Here is a 17,686-nt window from a genome sequence, read left to right as displayed (position 1 = left end):
CGGCTCATCACAATTGCGCGCGAATGGCAGTCTGCACCATTGACTTGGCATCCGGATTATTCAAATTCATGCAAACGCATGTTTCGCTTCCGACAACAGGATCACCCCCATGATCGATCTCCACTACTGGTCCACGCCGAATGGTCACAAGATCACGATCTTCCTCGAAGAGACCGGATTGGAGTACAAAATTTTCCCGGTGAACATCGGCAAGGGCGATCAGTTCAAGCCGGATTTCCTGCAGGTCGCGCCGAACAACCGCATTCCGGCCATCGTCGATCACGCGCCGAAGGGCGGCGGCAAGCCGATCTCCTTGTTCGAATCCGGCGCGATCCTGCTTTACCTCGCCGAGAAGACCGGACAATTCCTGCCCCAGGATCTCTACGGCCGCTACGACGCGATCCAGTGGACGTTCTGGCAGATGGGCGGGCTCGGGCCGATGGCCGGGCAGAACCATCACTTCCGCAACTACGCGGTCGAGAAGCTGCCTTACGCGATCGACCGCTATGTCAACGAGACCAACCGGCTTTACGGCGTGCTCAACAAGCGGCTCGCCGATCGCGAATTCATTGCCGGCGCCTACTCGATCGCCGACATGGCGAGCTATCCCTGGGTCGTGCCCTACAAGAACCAGGGCCAGGAGATCGACGACTTCCCGCATCTGAAGCGCTGGCTGGAGACGATCGGCAAGCGCCCGGCGACCGAGCGCGCCTATGCCAAGGCCAAGGAGGTCAACCCGAATTTCGGCCAGCCCGCGATCCGCACCGAGGAAGAGCGGAAATTGCTGTTCGGGCAGACCGCGGCGGTGGTGCGGTAGGGCCCGACTCTCTCTACGTCATTGCGAGGAGCGAAGCGACGAAGCAACCCATTTTTCCGCGCATGCGGTTCTATAGATTGCTTTGCTTTGCTCGCAATGACGAGGGCGGGACGCCGACTACGCCCCGACATACTTCGCCGGTCGCCGTTCCTTCCACGCCGCCAACCCCTCGGCGAGATCGCGGCTCGGCACCAGCGCGGCGAACTGCTCGCTCTCGACCAGCAAGCCCTCGGCAATCGGCATGTTCAGCCCGCGCGTCACCGCAGTGATGGTGCCGGCAACGCTGCCCGGCGAGTGCCTGGTGATGCGGCCGGCGAGCTCGCGCGCCGCATTCAGCAATTGGTCGTGCGGCACGATCTGGTTGATCAGCCCGATCTCGCGCGCGTGCTCGGGCGGGAACGGATCGCCTGGCAGCAGCAGCTCCAGTCCGCGCTTGCGTCCGGCCAGCCGCGGCAGCCGCTGCGTGCCGCCGAAGGTCGGGGGCATGCCGAGCTTGATCTCGGGTTTTGCAAACAGCGCACGGTCGCTGGCGATGGCGAGATGCACGGCTTCGGTGATCTCGCAGCCACCGCCGAAGGCGAGCCCGTTGACCGCGGCAATCACAGGCTTCTTGAACGCCTCGAGCCGTGCGGTCATCGCCTGACCGCGGCGGACGAAGTCGCGCACCGCGACGGCCGCGCCCTGTTGGACGCTGCCAGAGAATTCCTTGATGTCGGCGCCGGCCGAGAACGCGCGCTCGCCGGCGCCGGTCACGATCACGGCGCGCACCGCGGCCTCGCCCTCGATGCGGTCGAGCGCCGCCATCAGCTGGTCGATCAGCGCGTAGTTCAGCGCGTTGAGCTGCGCCGGGCGGTTCAGCGTGATCAGGGCGATCCCATCTTGGGTCTCGAGCAGGATAGGTTCGGACATGATGCGGTCTCCGGCATTCGTGTGTGTCGGAGTTGAATGTAGGGTGAGCCGCGATTTGTGTATATTCACTGGTTAGTATACATACGACGGATGCCCCGCCCCTCCGAGCCGACCCGCGCGCGCATCGTCCAGGCGGCGAGCGCGCTGTTCTACAATGAAGGCATCCGCCGCGTCAGCGTCGACGAGGTCGCCGCCAAGGCCGGCCTCACCAAGCGCACGCTGTATTATCACTTCAAGAGCAAGGACGACCTGGTCGCCGCCTATCTCGCCGCGCGCGACCAACCCAACCTCGCGCTGTTCCGGAAATGGTTCGCGGAGGCCGACGGTGGCTTGCCGGCGAAGGTCGAGGCGATCTTCAAGAACCTCGCGCGCTCGGCGCGGCACCCGAAATGGAAGGGCTGCGGCTTCCTGCGCACCTCGGCCGAGCTTGCCAACATGCCCGGCCATCCCGCGATCAGGATCGGCGCCGCGCACAAGAAGAAGTTCGAGGACTGGCTGCGCGCGACCTTCTTGGAGCAGCGGATTGCCGATCCGCAAAAGCTGGCGCGGCAGATCCTGCTGCTGCTGGACGGATCATTCGCGGTGGTGCTGCTGCATCGCGACGCCAGCTACATGGAGACGGCCGGCGAGGCCGCGCGCACGCTGATCGAGACGGCGCTGGCGATGAAGGGGCCAAAACGGAGGCAGGCTACGAGTTGCATTCGGGCAACATCGTCCGGAAAGATGAGGCGTTAACCTTCATTCGCCATTGCGCGACCACGCCCCGAGCGGATGATCGCATCGTCACATGCTGCAATCTGGCTCCCGAGGGAGCCCGTGGAGGCTGGGATGGTGAACTCGCGGCGGGTGCGGGCGGCGGCGTTGGGCGGGACGGTCGTTCTGTCGAGCTGCATTGTCTCGTGGTTTGCGGCGTTCGGTTCGGCTGGTATCGAGAAAATCGATGCGTCGGTCGCCGATGCGGCAGCCGTCGTTGCATCGATTGATGGGGCCCGCGCACCTGCTGTCGCCGCCGATGCCGTCTCGGCGAGTTCGCCGGCGACTGCCATGTCGAACGCTGCCGTCGACGACCCTCGTGCACGGACCAAGAATGAACAGGAAGCAGTGACGACCGCCCATGCTGTGCCGACTGCGCACGAACCGGAACCGGTCGTCGAGGCCGCGTTGACCGATCCGGCACTGCCGCTGGATATTCAATCGCTGCAGGCGCCGGCAGCGAACACGCCGGATCCGGAGCCTCGCGCGGCCAGGCCGGCGGTGGACTCCGTCGAAATCCTCGACGAGTGCTGGGACGTCGACGCCTGCATCGATCGCTATCTGTGGGCGCTCTATCAAAGGACGCCCAAGGAAGACACCATCAAGGTGCCGGAGCAGAGGCAGGTGACGGTCAAGAGAAAGAAGAAGATGGTGACGGTCACCAGAACCTTCACCAGGCTCGTCGATGAGGATTTCGCCTGGAAGGACGCCAAGGCGGCAGAAAAAGCCGGCATGCCGATGATGGACTACGTCATGGGAGGCGTCGATCGGAGCTTCAAGCTGAAGCTCTTTCATGCGCTTCTCGCGGCGGAACAGGCCGGCCTGTCGCCCGGCATCACCAGCGCCTTCCGAGATGACTACCGCCAGTCGATTGCAAGCGGGCTGAAGGCGGCCAGCAACAAGTCGTATCACGGCGGCAGCTTCCGTGGCGGTTACGGTCATGGGCTCGCAGCCGACATCGTCAGCATCGACGGCGCGACCCGCGACGACCGTTGGAGATCGTCGGAAAGGCTCTGGAAATGGGTCGACGCGCACGGCAAGGAGTTTGGCGTCGCGCGCCCCTATCTCGGTTTTGACCCGCCCCATCTGGCGCCGATCGATGGCAAGGAATATGCCGCGCACCGCGGTGGCGGCGAAACCCGACAGGCGGCGCTGGACACGAAGACGCGCAGCCGCCATGCGGCGCGCGATAGTCACGTCGCGGCGAAACGCGCAAAGACCGCGAAGTCATCGAAGGTGCGAACGATCTGAGCGGGATCGCGATGGCGCTTAAAGCGCGCCGCGCTCCTGCAGCAGCGCCAGCACCGCGTTGAGGTCCGGCAACACAGCCGCGCATTTTGCCCGCGTCTCCTCGGTCGGCGGCGCCATGTCCGGGACCATCAGCGTGATCGCGCCGGCGGCATGCGCGGCGGCGACGCCGTGGTTGGAGTCCTCGACCGCGATGCAGGCCGCAGGTCGCACGCCGAGCTGCGCGGCGGCCTTGAGATAGAGCGCCGGGTCGGGCTTGCCATGCGTCACGTCGTCGAGCGTCAGCAGCGTTTCGAAACGATCGCGGATGCCGGCGAGGCTGAGGTTGCGCTCGGCCGAGCGGCGCGAGGACGAGGTCACGATCGCCATCGGGCGTTCCGCGGCGGCGATGGCGTCGAGCAGGTCGAGCGTGCCTGATTTGAGCGGCAGGCCCGCGCGCATCATCCGGTCGCGATGTTCGAGGAATGCAAGGTTGACGGCATCGAGCGGAAACGCCGCGCCGTAATGATCGCGCAGCATCGCTTCGCAGACCGGGCCGGGAAGCCCGACCATGGAATGGCACAGCGCGACGACATCGTCGGTGTAACCGCATGCATTGAGCGCCGCGACCAGGCTCTCGAAGTAGACCTTCTCGGTGTCGAGCAGCGTGCCGTCCATGTCGAGCAGGATAGCGTCGACGGTCCAGGGCGTGTTCACTTGTATGTTCACTTGCCGCGCGCCGCCGCTTGCTGGTCCGCCAGTTTCCGCAGGCATGCGGGGCACAGGCAGTCCGCGCCGTCGGTTGGCATCGGCAGGCGAAAGCTCTCGTCGAAGCACCAGCACGATCCCGTGAGCGAGCAGGAGAACTCGCTGCCGCATGCCGCGCAGGCGAGCCGACGTGGTGAAGCTCGTTCGGAACGATCGCTTGACGAGAGGTCCATTTCTAACCGCGATTTAATGCACGAATTAATCTCGGGTTCATCCCGGACCGCGCTATGATGCCGGCAACCGATATAGCCGGGATCGGCCGTTAAGGGAATTCCGATGGCCCGTGATTCGCAAGCGGCGCTGATTGCGCTCAACCGGTTTGGATTCGGCGCCCGCGGCGGCGCAGCCGGCGACTTCATCAACGCGGCCTCCGATCCGCGCGGTTTCGTGCTGACGGAACTTGCGCGTCCGAACGGTGCGCTGCTCGAAGTGCCGGGCCTGCTCTCGACGCCAGAGCTCGGCAAGCAGGTGTTCGACTATCAGTTCGAGATCCAGCAGGAGCGCAACGCCGCCAAAGCCGCGCAGCAAGGTGCGAGCGAGATGCCACCGCAGGGCTCGGACGCGAAGCCGCAGCCGCGGCGCAATCTGTCGCTGTCGTCGGCGGCGAAGGAGATCGCGGCGAAGGATCCGGCGATGCAGTCGGCCGACAATGCCAATGCGGCGATGACGCTGCCGGCCGCGATGCAGCCTCCGACGATGCAGACGATGGCTAATCCACCGAAGCCGCCGACCGAGCCGCCCAACATCATCCAGAAGACGTTCCGCGCCGAGGCCTTGGCGCGGCTGCAGCGCGGCGTGATCGCCGATTGCGGTTTCGCCGAGCGGCTCGTGGTGTTCTGGTCCAACCACTTCTGCATCTCGGCCAACAAGGGCGCGCTGGCGCGGATGTGGGCCGGCTCGTTCGAGCGCGAGGCGATCCGCCCGCACGTGCTCGGCCGCTTCGCCGATATGCTGAAGGCGGTCGAGCAGCATCCGGCGATGCTGTTCTTCCTCGACAACCAGCAATCGCTCGGCCCGGAGTCGCGCGCCGGCATCAATCGCCACCGCGGCCTGAACGAGAATCTCGCCCGCGAGATCATGGAGCTGCATACGCTCGGCGTCGGCGGCGGCTACACCCAGGACGACGTGACGTCGCTGGCGCGCGTCATCACCGGCTGGACATTCGCCGGACGGCAGGGCCAGCTCGGCGCGCCCGGCAGCTTCGTGTTCAACGCCAACGCCCACCAGCCCGGTCCGCAGCAGGTGCTGGGCAAGACCTATGCGCAGGCCGGCATCGCGCAGGGCGAGGCAGTGCTGTCGGACATCGCGCGGCATCCCTCGACCGCAAAGTTCATCGCGACCAAGTTCGCGCGTCACTTCGTTGCCGACGATCCGCCGCCGGCACTGGTGGCGAGGCTGCAAGACACTTTCAGCAAGACCGACGGCGATCTCAGGGCGCTCGCCACCGCGCTCGTTGGATCCAACGAGGCGTGGCAGGCGCCATTGACAAAAATGCGTTCGCCTTACGAATTCCTGGTCGCGTCGGGCCGGCTGTTGGCGCGCAATCCCGAGGACCCGGGCCGCTATCTCAACGGCCTCAATGTGCTCGGCCAGCCGCTGTGGTCGCCGGCCGGGCCGAACGGTTTTCCGGACACCGCTGCCGCCTGGGCGGCGCCTGAAGGCCTCAAGCTCAGGCTCGACATCTCGGCGCAGCTCGCCTCACAGCTCGCCGACAAGTTCGATCCGCGCGACCTGCTCGAGCTGATTGCGGCAGATGCCGCATCGCCGGAGACGCGGCGCACGATCGAGCGCGCGGAATCGCGGCAGCAGGCGCTGGCGCTGCTGCTGATGTCGCCGGAATTCCAGAGGAGATGACGATGGATTGCTCCGAGAGCCTGATGATGCAGGCGACGTCGCGGCGCGCGCTGCTGCTCGGCGGCGCCTCGTTTGCCGCCTGGGCCTATCTGCCGAAATTCGCGCGTGCCGCCGATGGCCGCGATCCACGCTTCGTCACCATCATCCTGCGCGGCGCGCTCGACGGTCTTGCGACCGTCGCGCCGATCGGCGATCCCGATTATGCCGGCCTGCATGGTGCGATCGCGCTGAGGGCGGATGGGCCGAACGCGGCCGTGATGCTCGACCCCTTCTTCGGGCTGCATCCGGCGATGCCGGAATTCGCGCGGATGTATCGTGCCAAGCAGGCCGCGGTGGTGCATGCGGTTGCGACCTCCTATCGCGATCGCTCGCATTTCGACGGCCAGGACGTGTTGGAGAGCGGCTTTCCCGGTCCCGGCCGCGTGCAGTCCGGCTGGCTCAACCGCGCGCTCGAAGCCTTGCCGAAGGGCGAGCGGGTGACGAGCGCGCTCGCGGTCGGCCCGACCACGCCTCTGGTGTTGCGCGGCGCCGCGCCGACCGTCGGCTGGGCGCCGACCGCGCTGCCGCAGGCCGCCGACGACACCGCGATGCGGCTGCTCGATCTCTATCAGCATCGCGATCCGACGCTGGCGAGCGCGCTGACGCAAGGCTTGCAACTCGAGAAGCAGGCGCAGGGCGACGAGATGAAGCCGAAGCCCGGCGGCGGCGGCGTGGCGGCGATGCGTCTGGTGGCGCGCGGCGCCGCCAAGCTGATGGCGGCGGATGACGGTCCGCGGATCGGTGCGCTCGCCTTCGACGGCTGGGATACCCATGCCAACGAGGGCGGGCCGGTCGGCCGGCTCGCGCAACTGCTCGGCGGTCTCGACGGCGCGCTGGCGGAATTCCAGAGCGGCCTCGGCGCGCGCTGGCGCGACACCGTGATCGTGGTCGCCACCGAGTTCGGCCGCACCGCGCGCATCAACGGCACCGAAGGTACCGACCACGGCACCGGTACCATCGCGCTGCTCGCCGGCGGTGCGGTGAATGGCGGCCGCATGATTACCGACTGGCCGGGCCTGAAGCCCGCCAACCTCTACCAGGCCCGCGACCTCGCTGCGACCACCGACCTGCGCGCCGTGATCAAGGGCGTGCTGCATGACCAGTTCGGAATTGGCGAGCGCGTGCTGGCGGATGCGGTGTTTCCGGACAGCGCGCCCGCGAAGCCGATGAAGGGGTTGGTGGTGTAGTACTCGCTACAACGACGGCGTCGTCCCGGCGAAGGCCGGGACCCATCACCACCGAACTCGATTGTTGAAAAACGTTCGAGCCACAGCACGCTATCACCCCGCGGATTTGTGATTGTGGGTCCCGACCTTCGCCGGGACGACGCAAGCAAGGTGCCGTTCTACCGCCGATCGCGCAGGGCAGTGTCACAGACGCAATGTCATGAAAGCAGTGCGGCAAAAAAAGCGGTCCCGGTCAGACGCGGCGACTGACGGGGACCGCTTGGGGCGAAGATCTGAGACGGGGGGCCTGATCTTACGCAGGGCGAAGCCTAGCCCGGCTTTGTAACGTGCCGGTGACATCTCTATCCGACCACAGGCGGCGAATGCCCGCTCAGACAATCTTGCGATAGATGACGAAGCCGGGCCGGTCCGCGACCTTGTCATAAAGCTGCATTGCGGTGTGATTGGTCTCATGCGTCTGCCAGTAGACGCGTGGCGATCCGACAAGCTTGGCCTGCGCATAGACGCCGTTGATCAACGCGCGGCCGACGCCCTTGCCGCGCGCCGCCTGGCTGGTGAAGAGATCCTGCAAATAACAGGTCGGCGCGATCGCGGTGGTCGAGCGGTGAAACAGATAGTGCGTCAGGCCGAGCAGTTCGCCGCCGGCGTCGGCGACCAGCGCATGCATCGGCTCATATGCATCGAAGAAGCGCTGCCACGTCATCGCGGTGATCTCGGGCGCGAGCGCGGTCGGTCCCGACCGCTCATAGAAGGCGTTGTAGCCGTCCCACAGAGGAAGCCATTGGGCGTAATCGTCGCGGGTGACAAAGCGGATGGTGACGTCGTCGGACATGAGCGATCCTGCGTTGCGCGATGCCTGCGCATCGCATGCAACCTTCTATCGGTGCGGTGATGCTGGATCAATTGCGAACGAGGCCGTGCCTCACTCGGCGGCGCGCAGCAGCCTTGCGAGATGGCGTTCGCGCCCGGCGCGCTGCGCCCGGTATTCGTCGGCGCGGGCCGGATCGTCGGTGTGGCGCACGAGGTCGGTAACCGGCGTATAGCTCAGCATGCGACCGCCGTCGGGCAGCGCCGTGCAGCTGAAGCGCAGCACCTGGCCGTCGGCGAGATTGAGGTTGATCGGCGTGGAATCGCCTGCGCGCATCATCTCGATGCGCTTGGCGACGAACGCGCTCAGCTCGTCTTCGGGCAATTGATAGGCGCCGGTGTCGCGGCCATGATACATCAGCGCGACGAAGGGCGGCTTGCTGTCGGCCTGGGCGTCGGACAGCGCGAAATAATCCCGGAAGGCGCGGTTGATGAACTCGGCGCGGGTATCGGCGTCGAGCAGCACGATGCCGATGTCGACCTGGTCGAGCGCGGCAGCGAGCCGCGCCGCGGTGGCGTGGTGCTGCTGCTCCGCGGCAAAGGCATCGATCCATTTCTGCCGCAGCATTCCTGTGATCAGGGCGGTGCCGGCCGCGGTCGCCGCCAGCATCAGCATCCGCGCGAGGTCGGCTATGTCGTAGCCGGGCAGGGCGCGATGATCGAGGAAGAACAGCGCCGAGGCGGCCACCGCGATCGCGGCGGAGATCAGCCCGGAAGTGATGCCGCTGATCGAGCTCGCGAGCGCCACGATGCAGACGAACAGCGGCGCAGGGTTGGGAACGGCGATCATGAGGCGATCGATCAGGAAGGCGGCGAGCCCCGTGATCGCCGCCAGGGCCGGACCTGAAATTGCACGCCAATCAAGCCGCATGCGCGTTCTCGCTATCCATCGGACAAACGATAAAGCCGCAGTTTGACGACAGGGCCGCAACGGCGCCGGGATTTCCGTGCCGACCGTTAAGCGACCCTTGCGCGGGCCGAGCGAGCTTTCGTTGCTTTCAAATCAAATGATATGCAGGTCGGATGGAACCCGGTTCCGGGCCCGCGGGTTACCGCGTGCTTTGCTCGAAGAGGATATCGATGCCCGCCATTTCTCCGTCGCTGCTGCCGATCCTGATGCTGTTCGCCTCGAACGTCTTCATGACCTTCGCCTGGTACGGGCATCTCAAGTTCAAGGATCACTCGCTCCCCATCGTCATTCTGGTGAGCTGGGGCATCGCCTTCTTCGAATACTGGCTGGCGGTGCCGGCCAATCGCTGGGGCAGCGAGGTCTATAGCGCGGCACAGCTCAAGACCATGCAGGAGGTGATCACGCTGGTCGTGTTCGCAGCCTTCTCGGTCTTGTACCTGAAGGAGCCGCTGGGCTGGAATCACGCGCTCGGATTTGCCTTCATCGCCGCCGGCGCGTTCTTCATCTTCCACAGATGGAGCTAGCGCATTTGCGCTAGTCTAGCGGTGCTGGGCCGGTTTGGCGGCAGGCGTCGTCACCTGCGGGGGGTGCGCGCGGTCTTCGCCCTGCGTGCCGGTCACGATCAGGAGCGATGCCGCCAGCAGGATCGCCGCCGACAGCGTCACGGTCACAAGTCCCACGGGGGTCTTCATCATGTCGTGCCGCTGTCTCTCCCGCGCCTCGCCGCGGATCAGGTGCCAATCGGAAACTGCTTGATTATGCCGGGATCGGTGTTGCCAGGATGATGTTGCCCGACAGCACCGTCACGGCGACGACCAGGCACAGCGTCAATGCGCCAAGCGCGAGCGACGCGGCGATCGCGTTGGTCAGCCGGGATGATGCCACCGGGGCAGGGCGGCCATGGAAGCCTGCCGTGCCGGACCACCGTTTCATGGTCTAAATCCCTCAGGTCGCGAGCGAATCACTCACGACATCCGAGCGAATCTGCCGCCCGTGACCGGCAACATTGCGGCGGCGGAGCCCACTGAAAGCGGCGAAAATGCGGCCCATGCGGAGGTTTTGCCCGCAATTTGGGCAATTTCCCCGCTATTCTCGGAATTCAGACGCCGGCGACGAGGCGAGCCTGGAGCTCCGCCTCGGGACCCGGCTGCCAATCCATCGAGACAAATCCGGGGGTCTGCTCGACCCGTTTCAACCAGGCCCGGATCGACGGAAAGGTCGCCAGGTCGAAGTCGCAGCGGTCGGCGACGTGGGTGTAGCCGTAGAGCGCGATGTCGGCGACGGTGAACTGCTCGGCGGCGAAGAACGTGTGGTTCTTGAGATGATTTTCCATCACCTGCAACGCCGCATAGCCGCGCTCCATCCAGTCTTCCAGCGCGTGGGTCTGCAGGTCGCGCCCGCCCTTGACCAGCGACAGCCAGAAATAGGCGGCGCCGATATTCGGCTCCAGCGCGTGCTGCTCGAAGAACATCCACTGCAGCGCCTCGGCGCGCTCGATCCGCGACTCCGGCGCCAGCGGCGTGCCGATCGCGACGTACCAGAGGATGGCATTGGACTCGGCGAGGTGGCGGCCTTCGGCGACCTCGAGCAACGGCACCTGGCCGCTCGGATTCTTGGCCAGGAATTCCGGGGTCCGGCTCTCGCCGCGCAGGATGTCGATCTCGATCGCCTCGTACGGCGTGTTCAGCACGGCAAGCGCAAGCCGAACCTTGTAGCTGTTGCCGGAGCGCTGCATCGAATAGAGCTTGTACATTGCGTCGGGGTTCACTCAGGTCAGGGAGACGGTACGCTTCAAAGTTGCGCGGCCTGTCACACCGCAACGCCGCTAAACAATGATGCTGACAGGGGTGCGTCGCAAGCCCTGCAATGTGGAAAAAGTCGAAACGTCTACCGCACTGCACGCGTGCAGAACGATTCCATCAACACAGCAGAACAATTCGGATCACGCCTGCGCGACGCTGTGCATGGTGCCGGTCGATGCCATCGATGGCGGTGGCCGATGTGCTGCAATTCAGAAACGTCAACGTGGCAGCCGCATCGCGGGATGTGCTGCCGGCTGCGCCGGACGGCCTGCCGTCGGCAGCTTCAGGCAGGCGCCGCACGGCACATTGTCCTCGGAGCAATCCGCGGCGGCGGACGCAGCCGCGGGCCTTGCCGGCAAGGCCGGAGCGGCCATGACAGGTCTTGCCGGATATGAGTCATTTGGGGCTGGAACTTGCGGAATATTGCGCATGTCGCGCGCCATGCGCGAAAGTTTTCGTGCTTTATCGCCAAGCTTCTTGCGATGCAGCGGCGACAGGCCTAGGGTGCCGCAATCCCATTCAAATCAAGTCGTGGCCCAACGGCTCACGACGTTTGCCAGGAGATGATAATGGCCTTCCTGTCCGCTGCGCTCGACCGTGTGAAGCCGTCCGCGACGATCGCGGTCACGGACAAAGCACGCGCGCTGAAAGCCGCGGGCCGCAACGTCATCGGCCTCGGGGCCGGCGAGCCTGACTTCGACACGCCCGCCAACATCAAGCTGGCGGCGATCCACGCGATCGAGGCCGGCAAGACCAAGTACACCGACGTCGGCGGCATACCGGAGCTCAAGGAAGCCATCATCAACAAGTTCTCGCGCGAGAATGGCCTGAGCTATAAGCCGAACCAGATCATCGTCGGCACCGGCGGCAAGCAGGTGCTCTACAACGCGCTGATGGCGACCATCAATCCCGGCGACGAGGTGATCATCCCGGCGCCGTATTGGGTCAGCTATCCCGAGATGGTCGCGCTCGCCGGCGGCGAGTCGGTCCCGGTGGTGTGCCCCGCGTCGACCGGCTTCAAGCTGCGTCCGGAAGATCTCGAAAAGGCGATCACGCCGAAGACCAAGTGGGTGATCCTGTGCTCGCCGTCGAACCCGACCGGCTCGGCCTATACCAGGAGCGAGCTCAAGGCGATCACCGACGTGCTGGTCAAGCATCCGCATGTCTGGGTGATGACCGACGACATGTATGAGCACCTCGTCTATGACGACTTCGTCTTCACCACCGCAGCGCAGGTCGAGCCGAGCCTCTACGATCGCACGCTGACCGTGAACGGCGTGTCGAAGGCCTATTGCATGACCGGGTGGCGCATCGGCTATGCCGGCGGTCCGGCGCAGCTGATCAAGGCGATGGCGACGATCCAGTCGCAATCGACCTCGAACCCGTCGTCGATCGCGCAGTGGGCCTCGGTCGAGGCGCTCAACGGTCCGCAGGACTTCATCGCCGCGAACAACAAGGTGTTCAAGGAGCGCCGCGACCTCGTGGTCTCGATGCTCAACCAGGCGAGCGGCATCGAGTGCCCGCGGCCGGAAGGCGCGTTCTACGTCTATCCGTCCTGCGCCGGCACGATCGGCAAGACGGCCCCCTCGGGCAAGGTGATCGACAATGACGAGGCGTTCGTCACCGAGCTGCTCGAGAGCGAAGGCGTCGCCGTCGTGCAGGGCTCGGCGTTCGGCCTTGGCCCTGCATTCCGCATTTCCTACGCCACCAGGACCTCGGATCTCGAGGATGCCTGCAAGCGCATCCAGCGCTTCTGCGGCAATCTGCGATAGTTAATTCCGAACCAAGAGACTAAAAAACGCTCCCGCACCTGGTGCGGGGGCGTTTTCGTTTATCCTGCGACATCGCGCGCCGGTAAAATCGCAGAGTCAATTCACAACCTGCTCACCTCACGCGCGTGTGCGCGAACATCGATGCCACACGCGGGAAGTTTTTGCGACCCCTTTGCGATCTGCCTTGTTTTGGACACGACCCTTGCTTTCTGTCCGCCGCGCAAATTGCAATTTCAGTTCACCTTGCGGAGACAGATCCATGCGACTTTCGACTCTCACCCTTGCAGCGCTTGCGTTGCTGGCGCCGTTCGCCACTGCCAACGCGGCGCCCCAGCAGGTTCAGGCCGGGGTTCTGCAATGCCAGGGCGGCGAGAACGTCGGCTTCGTCGTCGGCTCCGTTGCCCGCCTCGAATGCGTGTTCCAGAGCGGCGGCCGTCGGCCCGAGCCGTATCTTGCGACCGTGAAGCGGATCGGCGTCGACCTCGGCTTCACCGGGCAGACCCAGCTCGCCTGGGCCGTCAGTGCACCGACCACGGTGGTGCCGCGCGGTGCGCTCGCCGGCAGCTACGGCGGCGTCGGCGTCAACGCCTCGGTCGGCCTCGGCGCCGGCGGTAACTTCCTGTTCGGTGGCCCGAACAACGCCTATGCGCTGCAGCCGATCAGCCTGCAGGGCCAGACCGGCCTCAACGTCGCGGCCGGTATCGCCGGGATCGATCTCGAGCCGGTCCGCACCAGCGGTCCGCGCCGGCATCATCGCCACCACCGTCATCACCACCACCACTAAGCCGGTCGGTGTCTGATCAAGGGGCCCGCGAAAGCGGGCCTCTTTTTTGTCTGTTGCTTGCTGTCCATTGCGGCGGCCCCGAAGGAACATCGCAACACCGCCACATCCGGCAACAATCGGTGGCCGGGCACCGCAAATTCTGGCTGACCATTCGGTGTTATGGCATAGGATGCAACCGCGCCGCGGACACGGCGCCGTTCAGTTCTCTGCTCGCGTCATGCCTCTCAGCCGGAGATTCCCCAACATGCGTCGCTTCACTCTCCTCGCCGCTGCCGCCATCACCACGCTGGCCGCAATCGGCGGCGCCAACGCCCAACAGCCGAGCCAGCGCGTACAGGTCGGCGTCCTGGAATGCCGCGGCGGCGCGAGCGTCGGCTTCATCGTCGGTTCCGTGACCCATCTCGGCTGCGTGCTGCGCGCCAATGGCCTGCCCGAGGACCGCTACATCGCGACCATCCAGAAGGTCGGGATCGATCTCGGCATTACCCAGGAATCGGCGCTGGCCTGGGGCGTCTACGCACCGGTGGAGCGGCTCGGGCCTGGGGCACTCTCGGGCAACTATGCCGGCGCGCAGGGCAGCGCGACGCTCGGCGTCGGCGTCGGCGGCAATGTGCTGGTCGGTGGCTCCGACAACACGATCGCTCTGCAGCCGCTCAGCGTGCAGGGCCAGGTCGGCGTCAACATCGCCGCCGGCCTCGAGAGCCTGGAGCTGCGACCGGGTCGCTAAAGCGCGCGCGTAGCCTGGCGGCAGAGATTGCCGAGGCGTTGCGGCGGCGCCGGATCGACGTCGGCTTCGCGCGCCCGGCGCTACCAGCCGAAGCCGGGCTCGCGCAGCGCCTGATCCTCGATGAGCCCCATGTCGCGGCGTTGCCGCGCGCACATCCGCTTGCCGAGAAGGATGCCATTGCGCGCGCCGAATTGTCCGACGATGCTTTCGTGCTGCATCCGGCGCGGCCGGAGCCTTCGGTCACGGGCCTGATCGTGAATGCGTTGGCGCGGCGCCGCGCCAAGGAGCCGGCGCATCGGGCACATCCGTTCGGAGAGCGGCGTTGCCCAGCCCCGTTATCGTGAACGTTCGCGCCGCCGCACCGCAGCGACGTTTTCCCGCTTGCCAAACGCCAAGCGCAGGCAGAGCATGAACGGTCGCCGACCCAATCTTGGGCCGAGCTCCAACACGAGGAGGCGGCAATGGGACAAGACGTCAGAAGTCCCCGAGGTCCACGGTGCATCGCGCTGGTGGGCCCTTTCCAAAGCGGTAAAACCACACTTCTGGAAGCGATCCTGGCGCGAACGGGCGCCATCAAGACTGCCGGCAGCGTCGATGCCGGAACCTCTGTCGGCGATGCCAGCCCCGAGGCGCGTCAACACAAGATGGGCGTCGGCCTGACCGCCGCTACCACCACCTTCATGGGGGACAGCTACACCTTTATCGATTGCCCCGGCTCGATCGAATTCGCGCACGACATGCGTGCCGCGTTGCCCGCGGTCGATGCTGCGGTCGTGGTCTGCGAGGCTGACGAGAAGAAGCTGCCGCAGCTGCAGATCATCCTGCGCGAGCTCGAGGAGCTCGGCATTCCCCGTTTCCTGTTCCTGAACAAGATCGACCGCGCCAACAAGCGCGTCCGCGAAACGCTCGCGACGCTGCAGCCGGCCTCGCGCGTGCCGCTGGTGCTGCGCCAGATCCCGATCTGGAACGGCGATCTGATCGAGGGCTTCGTCGATCTCGCGCTGGAGCGCGCCTTCGTCTATCGCGAGCACAAGCCGTCGGAGGTGATGGCGCTCGAGGGCGGCAATCTCGATCGCGAGAAGGAAGCGCGCTTCTCGATGCTGGAGAAGCTCGCCGATCACGACGACGCGCTGATGGAGCAATTGCTGGAGGACATCCAGCCGCCGCGCGATGCCGTGTTCGACGATCTCGCCCGCGAATTGCGCGAGGGGTTGATCTGTCCGGTGCTGCTCGGCGCTGCGAGCCGCGAGAACGGCGTGCTCCGTTTGATGAAGGCGCTGCGCCACGAGTCGCCGGGCGTCACCGAGACCGCCAAACGGCTCGGCATCAAGGATCAGAAGGATGCGCTGGCCTTTGTGTTCAAGACCGTGCATTTGCAGCATGGCGGCAAGCTGTCGCTGACGCGCGTGCTGACCGGCCGCCTCGATGACGGCGCGACGCTGCAATCCTCAAGCGGCGACAGCGGGCGCGTTTCCGGCATCCTCGCGGTCTCGGGCGCGCATGACAGCAAGCGGCCGCAGGCCGAGGCCGGCGATACCGTCGCGCTCGGCAAGCTCGACGCGATCAAGACCGGCGATACGGTCTCGAGCGGCAAGACGGCCCCGGCCTCGCTGGTCAAGGTCGAGCCGGCGGCTCCGGTGCTGTCGATCTCGATCGCCGCGACCGACCGCAAGGATGACGTCAAGCTCGGCCAGGCGCTGCTGCGGCTGAACGAGGAGGATCCGTCGCTGACCATGATCCAGAACCCGCGCACCCACGACACCGTGCTGTGGGGGCAGGGCGAGATGCATCTGCGCGTCGCCCAGGAGCGGCTGAAGGACCGCTACGGCGTCAACGTCAAATCGCATCCGCCGGCGATCGGCTACCAGGAGACCATCCGTAAAGCCATCACGCAGCGCGGCCGGCACAAGAAGCAGTCCGGTGGCCATGGCCAGTTCGGTGACGTCGTGCTCGACATCAAGCCGAAGCCGCGCGGATCGGGCTTCGAATTCCACGAGAAGGTGGTCGGCGGCGCGGTGCCGCGCAACTATATCGGCGCGGTGGAGGAGGGCGTCGTCGACGCGCTGGCGCGGGGACCGCTCGGCTTCCCGGTGATCGACGTCGACGTCACGCTGACCGACGGCTCCTATCACAGCGTCGATTCCTCCGACCTCGCGTTCCGCACCGCGGCGCGGATCGGGGTCAGTGAGGGGTTGCCGCAGTGCCAGCCGGTGCTGCTGGAGCCGATCCATATGGTCGAGATCGTGTGTCCGACCGAGGCGACCGCCAAGATCAATGCGATCCTGTCGGCGCGCCGCGGCCAGATCCTCGGCTTCGACACCCGCGAGGGCTGGAGCGGCTGGGACTGCGTTCGCGCCACGATGCCGGAATCCGAGATCGGCGACCTCATCGTGGAGCTGCGCTCGGCCACCGCCGGCGCCGGCACCTTCACCCGCCAGTTCGACCGCATGGCCGAAGTGACGGGCCGCGCCGCCGACCAGATCATCGCCGCGCATCGCGACGCGGCGTGACGCTGGCGCTGCGATCACGCACTGCGGGCGTGATCGTTGGCAGGATGGCCGCGGCCAGCTAGCTTGCGTCCCCATGGGGGCGCAAGGTCATCATGCTGGAATCCCGCCGTAACCTGGCGCTGGCCTGCGCGCTCAGCGCGCTGGCCGGTTATGTCGATGCCATCGGCTATCTGCAGCTCGGCGGACTGTTCGTCTCTTTCATGAGCGGCAATTCGACGCGACTTGGCGTCACGCTGGCCGAGGGGCATTGGCAGCACGCGCTGGAGGCGCTGGCGCTGATCGTGCTGTTCGTTGTGGGTGCCGCGGCCGGCAGCCTGATCGTGCTCAGCCGCTTCGCGCATCGCCAGCCACTGATCCTGCTGGTCGAGGCGCTGCTGCTCGCGGCAGCGGCACTGGCCTATGCCAATGGTCTGCCGAACACCGCCGTCGCCGCCATCGTGCTGGCGATGGGGCTCGAGAACGCGGTGTTCCAGCTTGCAGGCGGGGCCGGGCTTGGCCTGACCTATGTCACCGGGGCGCTGGTCAAGGCCGGGCAATTGATTGCCGCCGCGCTGACCGGCGGCGCAGGCTGGGCCTGGCTACCGAATCTGATGCTATGGGCGGCGTTGGTCGCGGGCGCGCTGGCCGGCGCCATCGCCTACCACTGGATCAATCTCGCCGCGATCTGGTTCGCCGCCGGCACCGCCTTCATCCTCAGCGCGCTGGTTTTCGGGAACACGAAGCGGACGGATTGACAGCGCACGTGCCTTGGCCGATGTCA

Annotated in this window: 18 protein-coding genes and 1 pseudogene; 12 read left to right on the top strand and 7 right to left on the bottom strand. The window is 65.9% G+C overall.

Going from position 1 to position 17,686, the window contains the following annotated elements; genetic code table 11:
- Window positions 1–109: 109 nt before the first annotated feature.
- Window positions 110–817, top strand: a complete 708-nt coding sequence (locus JQ507_27960; protein ID QRI68707.1) for a glutathione S-transferase N-terminal domain-containing protein — start codon at window positions 110–112, stop codon at window positions 815–817.
- Between the two features lie 117 nt (window positions 818–934).
- Here JQ507_27960 and JQ507_27955 read toward each other — a convergent pair whose 3' ends face one another.
- A complete protein-coding gene (locus tag JQ507_27955; GenBank protein QRI68706.1) occupies window positions 935–1,726 on the bottom strand; it encodes a crotonase/enoyl-CoA hydratase family protein in 792 nt (263 codons plus the stop codon).
- 90 nt (window positions 1,727–1,816) lie between these two features.
- Here JQ507_27955 and JQ507_27950 point away from each other — a divergent pair, with 90 nt between their 5' ends.
- Entirely contained in the window at window positions 1,817–2,461 is a 645-nt protein-coding gene (locus JQ507_27950) for a TetR/AcrR family transcriptional regulator (protein QRI68705.1), read from the top strand.
- Window positions 2,462–2,497: 36 nt separating this feature from the next.
- Entirely contained in the window at window positions 2,498–3,730 is a 1,233-nt protein-coding gene (locus JQ507_27945; GenBank protein ID QRI68704.1) for a peptidase M15, read from the top strand.
- Between the two features lie 18 nt (window positions 3,731–3,748).
- On the opposite strand, the gene JQ507_27940 is transcribed toward JQ507_27945, so the two are convergent.
- A complete protein-coding gene (locus tag JQ507_27940) occupies window positions 3,749–4,423 on the bottom strand; it encodes an HAD family phosphatase (protein QRI68703.1) in 675 nt (224 codons plus the stop codon).
- A 327-nt stretch (window positions 4,424–4,750) separates the two neighbouring features.
- Between JQ507_27940 and JQ507_27935 the strand changes: the two genes are divergently transcribed.
- The gene (locus tag JQ507_27935) at window positions 4,751–6,328 is read left to right on the top strand and encodes a DUF1800 family protein (protein ID QRI68702.1); all 1,578 of its coding nucleotides are present in this window, start codon (window positions 4,751–4,753) and stop codon (window positions 6,326–6,328) included.
- Window positions 6,325–7,554: a DUF1501 domain-containing protein gene (locus JQ507_27930; protein QRI68701.1), complete on the top strand. Its 1,230-nt coding sequence runs from the start codon at window positions 6,325–6,327 to the stop codon at window positions 7,552–7,554. The genes JQ507_27935 and JQ507_27930 overlap by 4 nt, the downstream gene beginning before the upstream one ends.
- Window positions 7,555–7,924: 370 nt before the next feature.
- Here the strand turns inward: JQ507_27930 and JQ507_27925 are convergent, their stop codons facing one another.
- Window positions 7,925–8,386, bottom strand: a complete 462-nt coding sequence (locus tag JQ507_27925; GenBank protein QRI68700.1) for a GNAT family N-acetyltransferase — start codon at window positions 8,384–8,386, stop codon at window positions 7,925–7,927.
- 90 nt (window positions 8,387–8,476) lie between these two features.
- Window positions 8,477–9,292: a PAS-domain containing protein gene (locus tag JQ507_27920; GenBank protein QRI68699.1), complete on the bottom strand. Its 816-nt coding sequence runs from the start codon at window positions 9,290–9,292 to the stop codon at window positions 8,477–8,479.
- Between the two features lie 209 nt (window positions 9,293–9,501).
- On the opposite strand from JQ507_27920, the gene JQ507_27915 reads away from it, so the two are divergent.
- Window positions 9,502–9,855 carry a DMT family protein gene (locus JQ507_27915; GenBank protein QRI68698.1) on the top strand — a complete coding sequence of 118 codons (354 nt, stop codon included), beginning with the start codon at window positions 9,502–9,504 and terminating at the stop codon, window positions 9,853–9,855.
- Window positions 9,856–9,870: 15 nt separating this feature from the next.
- Here JQ507_27915 and JQ507_27910 read toward each other — a convergent pair whose 3' ends face one another.
- From JQ507_27910 to JQ507_27900, 3 genes are all read right to left on the bottom strand, one after another.
- Window positions 9,871–10,026: a hypothetical protein gene (locus JQ507_27910; protein ID QRI68697.1), complete on the bottom strand. Its 156-nt coding sequence runs from the start codon at window positions 10,024–10,026 to the stop codon at window positions 9,871–9,873.
- Between the two features lie 61 nt (window positions 10,027–10,087).
- Entirely contained in the window at window positions 10,088–10,264 is a 177-nt protein-coding gene (locus JQ507_27905) for a hypothetical protein (protein QRI68696.1), read from the bottom strand.
- Between the two features lie 166 nt (window positions 10,265–10,430).
- On the bottom strand, window positions 10,431–11,084 hold the full coding sequence (locus JQ507_27900) for a glutathione S-transferase family protein (protein ID QRI68695.1): 654 nt from the start codon (window positions 11,082–11,084) through the stop codon (window positions 10,431–10,433).
- Window positions 11,085–11,702: 618 nt separating this feature from the next.
- On the opposite strand from JQ507_27900, the gene JQ507_27895 reads away from it, so the two are divergent.
- The 6 genes and pseudogenes from JQ507_27895 to JQ507_27870 all read left to right on the top strand — a co-directional run bounded on the left by JQ507_27895 (window position 11,703) and on the right by JQ507_27870 (window position 17,660).
- Complete coding sequence (locus JQ507_27895; GenBank protein ID QRI68694.1) at window positions 11,703–12,905, top strand: pyridoxal phosphate-dependent aminotransferase; 1,203 nt, start codon at window positions 11,703–11,705, stop codon at window positions 12,903–12,905.
- Between the two features lie 259 nt (window positions 12,906–13,164).
- Complete coding sequence (locus tag JQ507_27890; GenBank protein QRI68693.1) at window positions 13,165–13,689, top strand: DUF992 domain-containing protein; 525 nt, start codon at window positions 13,165–13,167, stop codon at window positions 13,687–13,689.
- 244 nt (window positions 13,690–13,933) lie between these two features.
- A complete protein-coding gene (locus JQ507_27885; protein QRI68692.1) occupies window positions 13,934–14,416 on the top strand; it encodes a DUF992 domain-containing protein in 483 nt (160 codons plus the stop codon).
- A gap of 14 nt (window positions 14,417–14,430) precedes the next feature.
- A pseudogene (locus tag JQ507_27880) lies at window positions 14,431–14,673 on the top strand (LysR family transcriptional regulator).
- A gap of 204 nt (window positions 14,674–14,877) precedes the next feature.
- Window positions 14,878–16,926: an elongation factor G gene (locus tag JQ507_27875; GenBank protein QRI68691.1), complete on the top strand. Its 2,049-nt coding sequence runs from the start codon at window positions 14,878–14,880 to the stop codon at window positions 16,924–16,926.
- A gap of 92 nt (window positions 16,927–17,018) precedes the next feature.
- Window positions 17,019–17,660: a DUF1275 domain-containing protein gene (locus JQ507_27870; GenBank protein QRI68690.1), complete on the top strand. Its 642-nt coding sequence runs from the start codon at window positions 17,019–17,021 to the stop codon at window positions 17,658–17,660.
- Window positions 17,661–17,686 lie beyond the last annotated feature (26 nt).

This window comes from Bradyrhizobium sp. PSBB068 (assembly GCA_016839165.1).
Classification (GTDB): Bacteria; Pseudomonadota; Alphaproteobacteria; order Rhizobiales; family Xanthobacteraceae; genus Bradyrhizobium.
Note: the sequence above shows the minus strand (reverse complement) of the source record. Positions and strands in the feature narration are given on the sequence as shown.